The organism is Pseudonocardia sp. Ae505_Ps2 (assembly GCF_001932425.1).
Taxonomy (GTDB): Bacteria; Actinomycetota; Actinomycetes; order Mycobacteriales; family Pseudonocardiaceae; genus Pseudonocardia.
In genome coordinates this window covers 1,389,341-1,401,947 of record NZ_MCIP01000001.1, presented here as the reverse complement: position 1 = coordinate 1,401,947, position 12,607 = coordinate 1,389,341, and the positions used below count along the sequence as shown (strand labels likewise).

Genomic DNA, 12,607 nt, shown 5'->3' with positions numbered 1-12,607 from the left:
GTGCTGAACCGCTGCCCCGCGTGCGACGCGCCCGCGAGCGATCCGTTCTTCTCGGTGACCGGGCTGCCGGTGCACGGCACCGCGGTGCTCCCCGACCCGGTCTCGGCGCGGTCGGTGGCCACCGGTGACCAGGTGCTCGTGCTCTGCGAGCGCTGCGGGCTGGTGTTCAACCGCGACTTCGACCCGGGGCTGCTCGACTACACCGGCGACCACGAGGAGTCCCAGCACCACTCCCCCCGCTTCGCCGCCTACGCCGCGGAGATCACCGCGGACTGGGTGGCGCGGTTCGGCCTGGCCGGACGGCACGTCGTCGAGGTGGGCTGCGGGTCGGGTGACTTCGCCGCCGAGCTGCTCGGCGCCGGCGTCGGCCGGGTCACCGGGATCGACCCGCACTTCGTGCCGCAGCGGGTCCGGCCCGAGCTCGCGGACCGGCTCACCGCCGTCCCCGCGGAGTTCGCCCGTGACCAGGTCGAGCCGGACACCGCGGCCCTGGTCTGCCGGCACACCCTGGAGCACATCCCCGACCTCGCCGTCTTCGGCGCGGAGCTGTCCGCCGGGCTGCGTCGCGGCGGTGGTCGGGCGCTGCTCGCCGAGGTGCCCGACCTGGGCCGGATCCTCGACGAGGGCGCCTTCTGGGACCTGCAGTACGAGCACTGCTCCTACTTCACGCCGGCGACCATGCGGACGTTCCTGGCCGGGGTCGGCTTCTCCGACCCGCAGGTGCGGCTGACCTATGCCGACCAGTACGTCGTCGCCGAGGCGGGGCCGGACGGGACCCCGGGCGCGCCCGCGCTGGAGCCGCACCTGCGCGACGCGCTGCGCGGCGCCTGCCTGGACTTCGCGACCCGGGTGTCGGACCAGGTCGGACGCTGGCGGGAGTGGCTGGGCGGCCGGGCCGCGACCGGCGACGAGGTGGTCGTCTGGGGCGGCGGGGCGAAGGGGCTGACCTTCCTCAACGTCGTCGAGGGCAGGGCGGAGGGGACCGGCGCGGTCGGCGCGGTCGTCGACATCAACCCCGGCCTGCAGGGCCGCTTCATGGGCGGGCTCGGGCTGCCGATCCGCGCGCCGAAGGACCTGCTGGACTCCCCGCCGCGGTCGGTGCTGCTGATGAACCCGGTCTACACCGGCGAGGTGCGGGCCACGCTCGACGAGCTGGGGCTCGGGTCGACGGAGCTGCTCGCGGTCTGAGCCCCGCTCACCGGTCCGCGTCGCGCAGCTCGCGCACCGCGCGGGCGAGCTCGGCGCGGGCGTCGGCGGGGTCGTCGAGGCCGATCCCGGTGAGCACCAACGCCCCGGCGAGCAGCAGCCGCGCGGTGCGCCGGGCCGGGCCGGACAGGTCGTCACCGCAGACGCGGTCGAACCGGTCCTGGAAGTCGTCGATCACCGAGTCCCGGATCCGGCGGGCTGCCGGGTCGTGCCCGAAGAACACCACGCGCAGTGCGCTGTCCAGTGCGCTGTTCCCGGCCAGGGCGGCGACCAGACCGTCGACGTAGCCGGCGACACGCTCCTCCACCGGCAGCCGGTCGTCCGGCTCCTCACCGGGCGCGGCGCGCAGGTGGGTCACGAACACCGCGGCGAGCAGGTGCTCCTTCGAACCGAACACCTTGTACGCGGTCGCCGGGGAGACCCCGGCCCGGCGGGCCACCCGGCGCACGGTGAGCACGTCGGCACCGTGCTCGGCGAGCTCCGCGCCACCCGCGTCGAGCAGCCGGGCACGCGTCGCCGGTGCGACCTCGCTGGGCCGGAGGATCGCCTCGTCCACCGGCTCCAGGGTAGTGCGCGCCCCGACGTACCGAACCCGGTACCGAGGGTCGCGGGAACTGCGCTACGGTCACCGCACCCGATGGACAGGTGTCCATCCGGCCCACGGGAGGCTCACGTGCGCACGATCAGCCGCAGGACCGTCCTCGCCGGCGCGGCAGGTGCCGCAGGACTCGGGCTGCTGGGCAGCGGGGTCGCCGCCGCGGCGCCCGGCCGGATCGCGGTCACCCGCGAGGAGCACCGGGTGGTCGTCGTCGGGTCCGGCTTCGGCGGCGGGGTCACCGCGCTGCGCCTGGCGCAGGCCGGGGTGCCGGTGCTCGTGCTGGAGCGCGGTCGGCGCTGGGTCACCGGCCCGAACGCGGAGACCTTCCCGCGGGTCCTGACCAATCCCGACCGCAGGCTGTTCTGGCTCGACACCGTCGTCGACCCGCTGGACGGGCCGCCGAACCCGCTGTCGGTGCTGCTCGGGCGGCCGACCCGGAGCACCCCGGGCGCGGTCCCGCTGTCCCCCGGCCGCTACACCGGTCTGCTGGAGCGGGTCGGCGGCAACGGCATGGACGTGTTCTGCGCGGCGGGCGTCGGTGGCGGGTCGTTGCTCTACCAGGGCATGACGCTGCAGCCGACCGCCGAGGTGTTCGCCGCGACCATGCCGCGTGAGCTCGACTACGACGTGCTCGCCCGCGAGCACTACCCGCGGGTCGCCCGGATGCTGCGCCTGGAAACCGCACCCGATGAGCTGATCAACTCCCCCACCTACCGCTCGTCGCGGGTGTTCCGGGACCGCGCCGAGGCCGCCGGCTACGAGGTCGAGAAGATCCCGATGCCGATCGACTGGGACTACGCGCTTGCCGAGCTGCGCGGGGAGATGAAGCCCGCCTACACCAACGGCGACGCGTCGTTCGGCGTCAACAACGGCGGCAAGCACACCGTCGACGTCACCTACCTCGCCGAGGCCGAGGCGACCGGCCGGGTCACCGTCGCGACGCTGCACCAGGTCACCGACGTCATCCGGGCGGCCGACGGGCGCTGGGAGGTGCACGTCGACCGGATCGACGAGACCGGCACCATCCAGGAGAAGAAGATCATCACGACTCCGGCGCTGGTGCTCGCCGCGGGGACGCAGAACACCAACCGGCTGCTGCTGCGCGCCCGCGCGCACGACACGATCCCGGACCTGCCCGACGCCCTCGGCGAGAACTGGGGCACCAACGGCGACCGGATCTGCACCTGGGTCTCCCCCGTCGAGGACTTCGGCCCGGTGCAGGGCGGGCCGGTGGTGTTCGGGACGAAGGACTGGGCGGACCCGGCATCGGCGAACACGGTCATCCAGGCGTCGCTGCCGCCGCTGCCGCTCGGGCTCGGCCGCACCATCACGATGATCGTCGGCTACGGCGTCAGCGCCGGCCGCGGCCGCGTCACCTGGGACCCGGTGCGCCAGGAGGGCGTCGTGCAGTGGCCGCTCGACGGCGACGCGCCCCTCACCTCGCGCATCCACGAGCGGATGGCCCGCATCACCGGCGTGCGCGGCACCTTCGTCGACACCACCTACGCCGTGCCGACGACCTGGCACCCGCTCGGCGGTGCGTGCATCGGCACGGTCTGCGACGTCGCGGGCCGGGTGCAGGGCCAGCGCGGGCTCTACGTGCTCGACGGGTCGCTGATGCCGGGCACCACGGCGGCCTGCAACCCGTCGATGACGATCGCGGCCGTCGTCGAGCGCGCCACCGACGACCTGATCGCCCAGGACGTCGGCACGCTCATCTGACCAGCCGCCGGACGACGGCCAGGTCCTCCGGGCTCGCCACGTGCAGGTTCGCCGGGTCCCCCGGCACCGTCACCACGCGGTGGCCCAGCGCGGCGAGCATCCCGGAGTTCTCCACCGGCCGGGGCGCGTCGGCGTGCGCGGCCCGCAGCACGTCCGCCCGGAACGCCTGCGGTGACTGGGTGATCACCGCGTCCTGCTTCGGGAGGGTCTCGACGACGACGCCGTCGACCACCCGCTGCACCACCTCCAGCAGCGGGACGACCGGCACCGCCCCGTCCGCTCCGGCACGCACGGCGTCGACGACGTCGGTGAAGATCCGGTCCGCGGCGAGCGGGTGTGCCGGGTCGGCGAGCACCAGGATCCCGGCGTCGCCGGGCACGACCGCGAGCCCGGCACGCAGTGACTCGGACTGGTGGTCGCCGCCGACGGCGAGCGCGTCGACCGGCTCGCCGTCCCAGTCCACACCGGACGGCAGCACCAGCGCGACCCGGTCGCAGGTGCGCCGGGCGGCGGCGACGGTGTGGTCGACCAGCCGGTGCCCTGCCAGCTCGTCGAGCTGTTTCAACCGGCCGTAGCGCAGCCCCCGGCCGCCCGCCAGCACGATCGCCCACACGTGGTCCCGCACTCCGGTGATCCTGCCGGGACCGCCGGGGGAACCGGACACCGCACCCGATAGCCTCGGTCGTCCCCGATCGGGCGACCCGATCGGGTGACCCGGAGGGCGGACGAGGATGGCGGCACCGACGACGTCTCCCACCCCTGCCGCGCCGTCGACCGGCCCGCTCGCCGGGTCCCCCGCGTCGATCGCGCTGGTCCGGGAGGTCGCCGAGGACCCGGCCGCGCCGCGCCTGGTGGCCGTCACCGGTCCGGCCGGTGCGGGCAAGTCGACCCTGCTGCGCGAGCTCGTCCGGGTGTGGACCGAGGCCGGTGCCGAGCAGGACGTGACGGTCGTCGACGACGCCCACGAGCTCGGCGACGACGCGCTCGCCGACCTGCGCGGGTACGCGTGCCGCCCGGACGCCCGCCTGGTCGTCGCGTTCCGACCGTGGCCGCGCAGCCGTGCGCTGGCCCGGCTCGGCGCGACGCTGGCCGCCGCCGCGCCGCCGCTGGTCCTGGGCTCCCTGGACGCGGCCGGGATCGCCGCGCGGGCCGCCCGCGTCGCCGGGGTCCGGATCTCCGACGAGGCCGTCCGGGTCGTCGCCGAGCGCACCGCCGGGGCCCCGATGCTGGTCGACCGGCTGCTCGCCCACGGGCGGGTCGGCGGGCCGGTGCCGCCGCAGCTCGCCGAGCAGATCGGCTACGCCGTCGACGCCGAGGACCCACGGGTGGTCGAGCTGGTCACCGCGCTCGCGCTCGGTGCCCCCGTCGACGGCGAGGTGCTCGTCCCGCTGCTCGGGATCTCCGACGCGGCCGGCATCGGCGTCGGCGCCGAGATCGCCGAGCTCGACGAGCTGTCCGGACGGGCCGTCGCCGCGGGGCTCTGCACCCCCGACGGGCGGGTCGTCCCGCTGGTCGCCGAGTCGATCCGAGCCAGGGTCGCGCCCGCCCGGCGGGCCGAGCTGCGCCGCCACCTCGCCGAGATCGAGCTCGACCGCGGCGGGAGCGTGCTCGCCGTCGCCCGCACCCTGCGCGGGTCCGGGGCCTCCGGGGAGCGTGCCGCCACGGTGTTCCGGGCCGCCGCGGCCGAGGCGGCCCGCGCGGAGAGCCCGGACGCGGTCCGGTTCTACGCCGAGGCCGTCGCCGCGGGGACACCCCCGCTGACCGTCGCCGCGCACCGCGCGCAGGCCCACCTCGTAGCGGGGGACCTCGACGGTGCGCTCGGGCACGCCGACTCGGTGCTGTCGGCGACCGACGCCGTCGAGGCCACCGACGCCGTCCGGGCCGGGTCGGTCGCGGCCGCCGTCCTCGCCCGGCGGGGTCTGCTGGCGCGCAGTGCCGAGCTGTACCGGTGGACCGCCGCGGTGTCCGGGGAGCACCTGCCCGCTGCGGCCGTGCCCGTCCTGATCGGGACCGGGGCACTGGAGGAGGCCCGCGCCGTCGTCGGGGGCGACGGCGGCGGTTCCGGGTTCGTCGCCGGCCGTGCGCCCACCCTGGTCGACGGCGCCGACGATCTGACCGCCCGCGGCATGCTCGACTCGGTCGAGGGCTCCCCGACGGCAGCACTGTCCGGCCTGGCCCGCGCCGCCGGGCTCCTGGAGGCCGCGCACGGCGCCGCGCTGCTGCCCGACACCCCGGCCGCGCTGGCCGCGCTGGTGGCCGTGCACACCGGGGAGTTCGACGTCGCCGCGTCCGTACTGGACCGTGCCCTGCGGACCGGGCTCGGCGGGGCACCCGCCCGGGCCCGGCACCGGCTGCTGCTCGGCTGGATCGCGCTGCTGCGCGGCGCGACCGGCCCGGCGTCGGAGCGGCTCGCCGCCGTCGACGAGGGCGACGACCCCCTCGAACCGCGCGACGAGTTCCTCGCCGCGGCACTACAGGTGGCGATCGCCCGCCGCCAGTCCGACCTCGGCGCCCTGATGCGGTCCTGGACGCGGGCCCGGCAGGCGATCGTCCGCCACCCGGTCGACCTCTACGTGCTGCAGCCGCTCGGGGAGCTGGTGACCGCGGCGTCGCGGCTGCGGGAGGAGAGCTGGGTGGCCCCGCACCTCGCCGAGGCCGACGCGCTGCTCGACCGGCTCGGCCGGCCCGCGCTGTGGGCCGCCCCGCTGCACTGGGCACGGCTGCAGGCCGCGGTCCTCACCGACGACGTCGAGGCCGCCCGCGCCCGCTCCGACGAGCTCCAGCGCGCGGCCTGCGGCAGCCGCTTCGCCCACGCCATGGCGACGGCGGCCCCGCACTGGGTGGGGGTGCTGGAGGACCGGGTCGACGCGGCCGAGGTCGAGGCCGCCGCCCGCGGGCTGCACGCCGTCGGCCTGTCCTTCGACGGCGGCCGCCTCGCCGGGCAGGCGGCGTTGCGGACCGGGGACCGGCGCGCGGTGTCGGCGTTGCTGGCCTGCGCGCGGGCCCTGCAGGCCGCGGGCACGGACCTGCGTCAGGGGACCGTCCCACCGCCGGCGGAGGAGCCCCGCCCGGTGGCCGAGGAGCCCACCGTCGCGGCTCCGGAGCCCGTCGAGGCCGCCCCGGAGCCGGCCGCGTCGGGACTGCTGTCCGAGCGTGAGCTGGAGGTCGCCGAGCTCGTCGTGCAAGGGCGCACCCAGCGTGAGATCGGTGAGGCGCTGTTCATCTCGGCGAAGACCGTCGAACACCACGTGGCCCGGATGCGCCAGCGCCTCGGGGTGGGCAGCCGCAGCGAGCTGCTCGACGAGCTCCGCCGGATCCTGGGCGACCGCGGCTGACCCCGCCCGGTCAGGGCAGGATCGAGTCGACGTAACCGCCGTCCACCCGGACCGCGGCCCCGGTCGTGGCCGAGGCCTGCGGGGAGGCCAGGTAGGTCACCATGTGGGCGATCTCCTCGGGCTCGATCAGCCGCTGGATCAGCGACTGCGGCCGGTGGGTGCGCATGAACTCGCGCTGGGCCTCGTCCCAGGGCAGGGCCGGATCGACCAGCTGGTACACGAAGTCCTCGACGCCCGCGGTGTGCGTCGGCCCGGCGATCACCGAGTTGACGGTGACCCCACTGCCGGCCGCCTCCTTGGCGAACCCCCGGGACAGCGCCAGCAGCGCCGTCTTGGACACGCCGTAGTGGATCATCTCGGCCGGGATGACGATCGCGGAGTCGCTGGCGATGTTCTGGACGCGGCCCCAGCCGCGATCCCGCATGCCGGGCAGGTAGGTCCGGATCAGCCGGGCGGCGGTCAGGACGTTGACCTCGAAGTAGCGACGCCAGTCGTCGTCGGTGATGGTGAGGGCCTCCTGGGCGCCGAAGACGCCCAGGTTGTTGACCAGGACGTCGACGTCGGGCAGCGCCGCCACCAGGGTCGCGGTGCCGTCGTCGGTGGTGACGTCGGCCGCCACACCGACGACCTCTCCGTCGGACTCGTCCCGGACCCGGGCGACGGCCGCGTCGACCCGGTCCGCGGTACGGCCGTTGACCGCGACCCGGGCGCCCGCGCGGGCCAGGCCGACGGCGATGGCGAGTCCGATGCCCTGGGTGGAGCCCGTCACGAGGGCGGTCCGGCCGGTCAGGTCGAGGTGCATGGCTGTCTCTCCAGGAGTCGGGGCGGCCGTCTCGTATCGTGGGGACGGCACGTGCAACAGTCGGCGTACGCCGGTAGTTGCACACGCTGGTTATTGCTGACGCCGCCAAGGTAGCACCGACACCCGAAGGGGAGGCACGCCATGTCGCTCGACGACGACGCGGTCGAGACGCGGGCGCGGGGGTGGCGCACCCTGGCCGCCCTGCACGCCCGGCTGGAGGACGACCTGGAGCGGGCGCTGCAGCGCTCGTACGGGCTGTCGGTGGTGGAGTACACCGTGCTCGACGCGCTGGCCCGCCAGGACGGGTACCACCTGCGGATGGCCCAGCTGTCGTCGGTGGTGGCGCTGAGCCAGTCGGCGACGACCCGGCTGGTCGGCAGGCTGGAGGACCGGGGGCTGCTGCAGCGGTACCTGTGCCCCACCGACCGGCGCGGCATCTACACCGAGCTCACCGAACAGGGGCGTCTGCTCCTGGAGAGCGCCCGCCCGGGCCACGACCGGGCGCTGGAACGGGCACTGGCCGACGCGGCGACGCGACCCGAGCTGGCGCCGCTGGTCGCGGCGTTGCACGCCCTGGACGCGACGCCCTGACCGCTGCCTACTGGTGTGCGTGCGGGCGGGACGCCTCGGCGAGCAGCCCCTCGCAGGAGCGCACCACGATCCGCGCGGCCTCCGCAGAGGCCCGCCCGGTCAGCGGGCTCTCCGCCCGTCGCCGCCAGCGGCGCAGCGCCTCGGAGGCGGCGTCGTGGACCTCGCGCGGGCCCGCGGCGCCGTCGAGCCCCAGCCGGGCCGACGCCGAGCCGCCCTCGCCGCCGAGCAGCCGTTCGGCGTCGGCGAGCGCCTCCGGCGGGAACACGATCTTCCCGGCGCGCAGGTCGGCCAGGGCCCGCAGCTCCACGAACTCGTGCGCCCCGGCCAGGATCCGCTCCACCTCGGCACGCAGCGCGGCCGTCGCCGGGCGGGGCTCACGGGTCAGCACGAGGTCGACGGCGAGCAGCGCGGAGCGGGCCTTGAGCAGGTCGCGGCGCTCGGAGAACTGGGTGTCGAGCACCGAGCGCAGCTCGTCGAGTCCGGAGCGGCGTACCAGGTCGTCGGCCAGCGCGGTCGGGTCCTTCACGCCCTGGCGGATCAGCGTGGTCCCGAGCCGGACGCCGAACAGGCCGAACCGCTCCAGTAGCGCGATCCGAGTGGCGGCGTCGGGCCGGTCGAGGTCGGTGCGTCCGAACCGGTCGGCCGACAGCAGCAGCGCCTCCACGTCGCCACGCGGGAGCGCGGCGAGCTCGGTGAGCGCGACGTACTCGTCCTGCCGCATGGTGCGGGCGGTCTCGGCGAGCAGCCCGGCGACGGCGACGACGGTCTGGCACAGCCCCCGCAGCTTGTCGTCGCCGCGGTAGCGCCGCGCGATCCGGCGCGCCGAGATCAGCGCGTCGAGCCGGCCGACGCCGATCTCGTCGGCGCGCGAGAGCACCGCGATGGTGTTCACCGGGGTCGCGCGGGCGACGCCGCGGTCGTGGAAGGCCTCCAGGAACCGCACGTCACCGGCGTGCAGGTGACGCATCAGGTAGACGACGGCGTCGGCGGGCGACGGGGTGTCCTCCGGCGTGAGGAACTCCCCGGCCCGGCCGGCCGCGTCGGCGGTCAGCGACCCGATGCCGGGGGTGTCGATCAGGTTGGTGCGGCGCAGGTGCTGCGACGGCCAGTCGACGTGCAGCCGGTCGACGTCCTCCACCCGGGCGCCCTGCAGATCGATCTGCAGTGCGCCGTCGCGGCGGGCCAGGGTGAGCGGACGGTCGGCGCCGGAGCGCAGGTGCATCCGCACGCCCGGGGCGGGGGCGTCGGCGTACCAGGTGACGATGCGGGTGCACTCGCCCGCGTCGGTGGGTGCGATCCGCTCGCCGACCAGGGCGTTGAGCAGGGTGGACTTGCCGGCCTTGACCTTCCCGGCGATCGCGACGCGCAGCGGCTCGTCGAACCGGTCCAGGTGGTGGCGCAGCCAGCCCGCGGCCTGCGGGGAGTCGCCGTAGGCGTCCAGGGTCCGGCGCAGCAGCGCGCGGGTCTGCTCGGTCAGCGCGCTCACGCCGGACCACCGGAGCCCACGGCCGCGGCCAGCGCCCTGGCCCGCTCGGCGAGGCCGGTCACCCGCTCCAGCTCGGCCTCCAGGTCCGCGACGCGCTGCTGACGCTCGGCGTCGTCCTTCAGGGCGGTCTGCGCGGCCGCGACCGACTCCTTCAGCGCCTCGGACAGCTCGTCGGCGACGGTGGTGAAGTGGTCGCGCAGGTCGCGCTGGATGCGGCGCAGGTTGTCCCGGGAGTCCTTGCCGACCTGGAAGGTGACCTCGTCGATGTGCCGGCGCACGGCGTTCTTCGACTCGGCCTGGCGGCGCTGCTTCAAGCGCTTCTTCTCGTCGCGCACGGTCTTGGCGCCGAACAGCAGACCCGCACCGACCGAGAGCGGGTTGAGCAGGGCGATCCCGGCGAAGGTGGAGGCGAGACCGAACATCAGCATGCCGCCGTAACCGCCGCGGGCGCCGACGAACAGCTTCTGCCCGATGCCGAACTTCTCGTCCGCGGGCATCTCCAGCGGGTCGACGAGCCCGGCCACCGAGCCGCCCGCGACCCGCAGCTCGGGCAGGGTCACGTCGACGGCCTCGGCGAAGTGCTCGGCCACCTGCTCGGCCAGCCAGCGTGCCCGCTCGGTCGTCCACACGAAGTTCTGTGCGACGGCGTGGGCCACCTGCTTGTGGAACCACTCGGCGAACTGGTCCCAGATGTCGGCCGGGTCGGCGTCCTCCAGGAGCTGCTCGGCGTCGCGGGAGACCGCGCGCAGCCGGTCGCGCAGGTCGTACTCGATGTCGGCGATGAGGTCGGCGACGCCGTCGGTCAGCGTGGTCTGCCAGCGCGCGGAGCGCTGGCGCAGCCCGTCGACGCGCGACCGCGCGGCCTCCAGCTCGCGGGCGAGCTGACCGGCCTTCTCCGGGTCGTTCTGCGACATCAGCTCGGCCCGCATCGTGGCTTCCAGGGCCTGGCAGGTGACGAGGACGTCCTGGCTGGTGGAGCGGCGGTCCAGGTCGTCCGCGGCACCGACGACCTTGCGCAGCAGGAAGCTGGTGAGCGCCTGGAAGCCGGACTCGGCGATGAGGTCGAGGTCCTGGGTGCGGGCCGCGTGCAGCCGCAGCGCGGAGGAGACCGGCAGCAGCTCGGCATCGATCCGGGCGGTGCGCAGGTGACGCTCGTCGAGCTCGACGATCCGCCGCCAGTGCGGGTACAGGTCGGTCTTGGTGACGATGCAGGCGACGTTCGGGCACAGCTTGCGCGCGGCCTGCAGGAACTCCAGCTCGGGGGCGGTGTACTCCTGGCTGGCGTCGGAGACCAGCAGCACCGCGTCCGCGGTGGGCCGCGCCGACATCGTCGCGGCGCCGTGCGCGGACCCGAGCCCGCCGACGCCGGGGGTGTCGACCAGGGCCAGCCCGCTCTGCAGGAGCTTGCGGGGCAGCGTGACCTCGGCGCGGGTGAGCCGGGCCCGGTTGCCGGGGTTGCCGGCCTCGGAGACGTGCTCGGCGAGCTGGTCGAGCCCGACGACGGTCCGCTCGGCCTTCTCGGTCGCCACGCCGTCGGGCCCGGGGGCCTCGCGCACGAGGGTCACCGACGTCTCCTCGCCGAAGCGCACGAGCGTCGGCACGGCGGTGGCGATGTCGTCGTCGACGGGGCACACGGTGGCGTTGACCAGCGCGTTCACCAGCTGGCTCTTGCCCTGCTTGAACTCGCCGACGACCAGCACCCGCACGACCGGGTCGGTCAGCCGCGCCTTCGTCTGCCGCAGCCGCGGCGCCAGGTCGGGGCGGTCGTAGGCAGTGACCGCCTTGAGGGCGAGGTCGACGAGCGCGACCGCCTCCGGCACTGCCACGACCGCTCCCCCCAGATACGTCGCGGACGGTGCCCGGCGGCATCCGTCACGTCCTCGTCATGGATACACGAACGGTGACGGCCCCGGTCACCCACGGGGTGGGTGGCCGGGGCCGTCGGTCCGGGCGGTCGAACCTGCTCCTCCGCCCGGAGCAGTGCGGTGGGTCAGCGGTGGGTCAGAGGCCCACGTGGACGTCGGTGGAGACGTCGTTGTGCGACAGCACGTCGGTGTGGCTGTGGTTGTCCACATCGGTGTCGGTGTGCTGGCTCGCGTCGGTGTTGAACGAGTCGTCGATGTCGGTCGAGGTGTGCGTCTCGGTGTGGGTCTTGCTGAACGAGTCGGTCGCGTCGTTCGAGCCCGTGGCGGTGCCACCGACGGCCGCGGCGCCACCGTGGTCGGCGGAGATGTCGCCGGTCTTGGTGGCCGAGCCGGAACCGAAGGCGGAGGTGTTGTCGTCGCCCTTCACCACGTTGTTGTCGTCGCCCACGATGTTGTCGTGGCCGGTGGTGACGGTCGAGTCGCGGATGTCGTCGCCGGCGGCCACCGAGCCGTCGCCGGACGCGACGACCGACTTGGTGTCGATCGACTGCTTGAAGTCGCCGCCGCCGGTGTCGATGTTCTGGTTCACCGAGTTGTCGACGATGGTGTCGCGGTCGTCGACGTTGTAGGTGTAGTGGTTGTTGGTCACGTACTTGTCGATGTACTTGACCGGGTCCTCGCCGTGGTGCACGGGCGGCGGGGGCGGGGTGTGGTGGTGGCCGCCGTGGCCGCCGCCGGTGTTGTAGTCGCGGTCGAAGGACACGTCGTCGTTGTCCTGGGCCAGGACCAGCGCGTCGCGGACGTCGTCGGCGGAGACCTCGGAGAGGCCGCACTGGGCGAGGACACCGTGCGGGTCCTCCTTGAACTCGGCCAGGGCCTTGGGGTCCTTCAGCAGGTCCAGGATGAACTGGATCAGCGACTTCTCGACGGACATGGCGATCTCCTCTGCGGGTGCCGCCGGGCTCGCGCGCTCGGCGGAGGGTTCGGGTGGTGAGGGAGGTG

10 protein-coding genes are annotated in these 12,607 nt (G+C 74.9%); 4 read left to right on the top strand and 6 right to left on the bottom strand.

Features of this window, described 5'->3' with window-relative positions:
• Positions 1–1,188, top strand: coding sequence for a class I SAM-dependent methyltransferase (locus Ae505Ps2_RS06590; protein WP_075553489.1), 1,188 nt, complete (start codon positions 1–3; stop codon positions 1,186–1,188).
• A 7-nt stretch (positions 1,189–1,195) separates the two neighbouring features.
• On the opposite strand, the gene Ae505Ps2_RS32490 is transcribed toward Ae505Ps2_RS06590, so the two are convergent.
• A complete protein-coding gene (locus Ae505Ps2_RS32490; RefSeq protein ID WP_175581819.1) occupies positions 1,196–1,762 on the bottom strand; it encodes a TetR/AcrR family transcriptional regulator in 567 nt (188 codons plus the stop codon).
• Positions 1,763–1,879: 117 nt separating this feature from the next.
• Between Ae505Ps2_RS32490 and Ae505Ps2_RS06580 the strand changes: the two genes are divergently transcribed.
• Complete coding sequence (locus Ae505Ps2_RS06580; RefSeq protein ID WP_139318884.1) at positions 1,880–3,526, top strand: GMC oxidoreductase; 1,647 nt, start codon at positions 1,880–1,882, stop codon at positions 3,524–3,526.
• Here Ae505Ps2_RS06580 and Ae505Ps2_RS06575 read toward each other — a convergent pair.
• Entirely contained in the window at positions 3,519–4,151 is a 633-nt protein-coding gene (locus Ae505Ps2_RS06575) for a 2-C-methyl-D-erythritol 4-phosphate cytidylyltransferase (protein WP_198932236.1), read from the bottom strand. The genes Ae505Ps2_RS06580 and Ae505Ps2_RS06575 overlap by 8 nt on opposite strands.
• 106 nt (positions 4,152–4,257) lie before the next feature.
• Between Ae505Ps2_RS06575 and Ae505Ps2_RS06570 the strand changes: the two genes are divergently transcribed.
• The gene (locus Ae505Ps2_RS06570) at positions 4,258–6,861 is read left to right on the top strand and encodes a helix-turn-helix transcriptional regulator (protein ID WP_084786214.1); all 2,604 of its coding nucleotides are present in this window, start codon (positions 4,258–4,260) and stop codon (positions 6,859–6,861) included.
• Positions 6,862–6,871: 10 nt separating this feature from the next.
• Here the strand turns inward: Ae505Ps2_RS06570 and Ae505Ps2_RS06565 are convergent, their stop codons facing one another.
• Complete coding sequence (locus tag Ae505Ps2_RS06565) at positions 6,872–7,663, bottom strand: SDR family oxidoreductase (RefSeq protein WP_075309377.1); 792 nt, start codon at positions 7,661–7,663, stop codon at positions 6,872–6,874.
• A 141-nt stretch (positions 7,664–7,804) separates the two neighbouring features.
• Between Ae505Ps2_RS06565 and Ae505Ps2_RS06560 the strand changes: the two genes are divergently transcribed.
• Entirely contained in the window at positions 7,805–8,254 is a 450-nt protein-coding gene (locus tag Ae505Ps2_RS06560; protein ID WP_075309379.1) for a MarR family transcriptional regulator, read from the top strand.
• Between the two features lie 7 nt (positions 8,255–8,261).
• Here the strand turns inward: Ae505Ps2_RS06560 and Ae505Ps2_RS06555 are convergent, their stop codons facing one another.
• From Ae505Ps2_RS06555 to Ae505Ps2_RS06545, 3 genes are all read right to left on the bottom strand, one after another.
• Positions 8,262–9,740 carry a dynamin family protein gene (locus tag Ae505Ps2_RS06555; RefSeq protein WP_075309381.1) on the bottom strand — a complete coding sequence of 493 codons (1,479 nt, stop codon included), beginning with the start codon at positions 9,738–9,740 and terminating at the stop codon, positions 8,262–8,264.
• Complete coding sequence (locus Ae505Ps2_RS06550) at positions 9,737–11,566, bottom strand: dynamin family protein (RefSeq protein WP_075553488.1); 1,830 nt, start codon at positions 11,564–11,566, stop codon at positions 9,737–9,739. Before Ae505Ps2_RS06550 ends, Ae505Ps2_RS06555 begins: the two co-directional genes overlap by 4 nt.
• Before the next feature lie 175 nt (positions 11,567–11,741).
• On the bottom strand, positions 11,742–12,539 hold the full coding sequence (locus tag Ae505Ps2_RS06545) for an IniB N-terminal domain-containing protein (RefSeq protein WP_075553487.1): 798 nt from the start codon (positions 12,537–12,539) through the stop codon (positions 11,742–11,744).
• Between the last annotated feature and the right edge of the window lie 68 nt (positions 12,540–12,607).

Bases quoted from the DNA above. Each gene is read 5' to 3' on its own strand.
- Ae505Ps2_RS06570 (WP_084786214.1), top strand. From the start codon at position 4,258: ATGGCGGCACCGACGACGTCTCCCACCCCTGCCGCGCCGTCGACCGGC.
- Ae505Ps2_RS06565 (WP_075309377.1), bottom strand. From the start codon at position 7,663: ATGCACCTCGACCTGACCGGCCGGACCGCCCTCGTGACGGGCTCCACC.
- Ae505Ps2_RS06545 (WP_075553487.1), bottom strand. From the start codon at position 12,539: ATGTCCGTCGAGAAGTCGCTGATCCAGTTCATCCTGGACCTGCTGAAG.
- Ae505Ps2_RS06560 (WP_075309379.1), top strand. From the start codon at position 7,805: ATGTCGCTCGACGACGACGCGGTCGAGACGCGGGCGCGGGGGTGGCGC.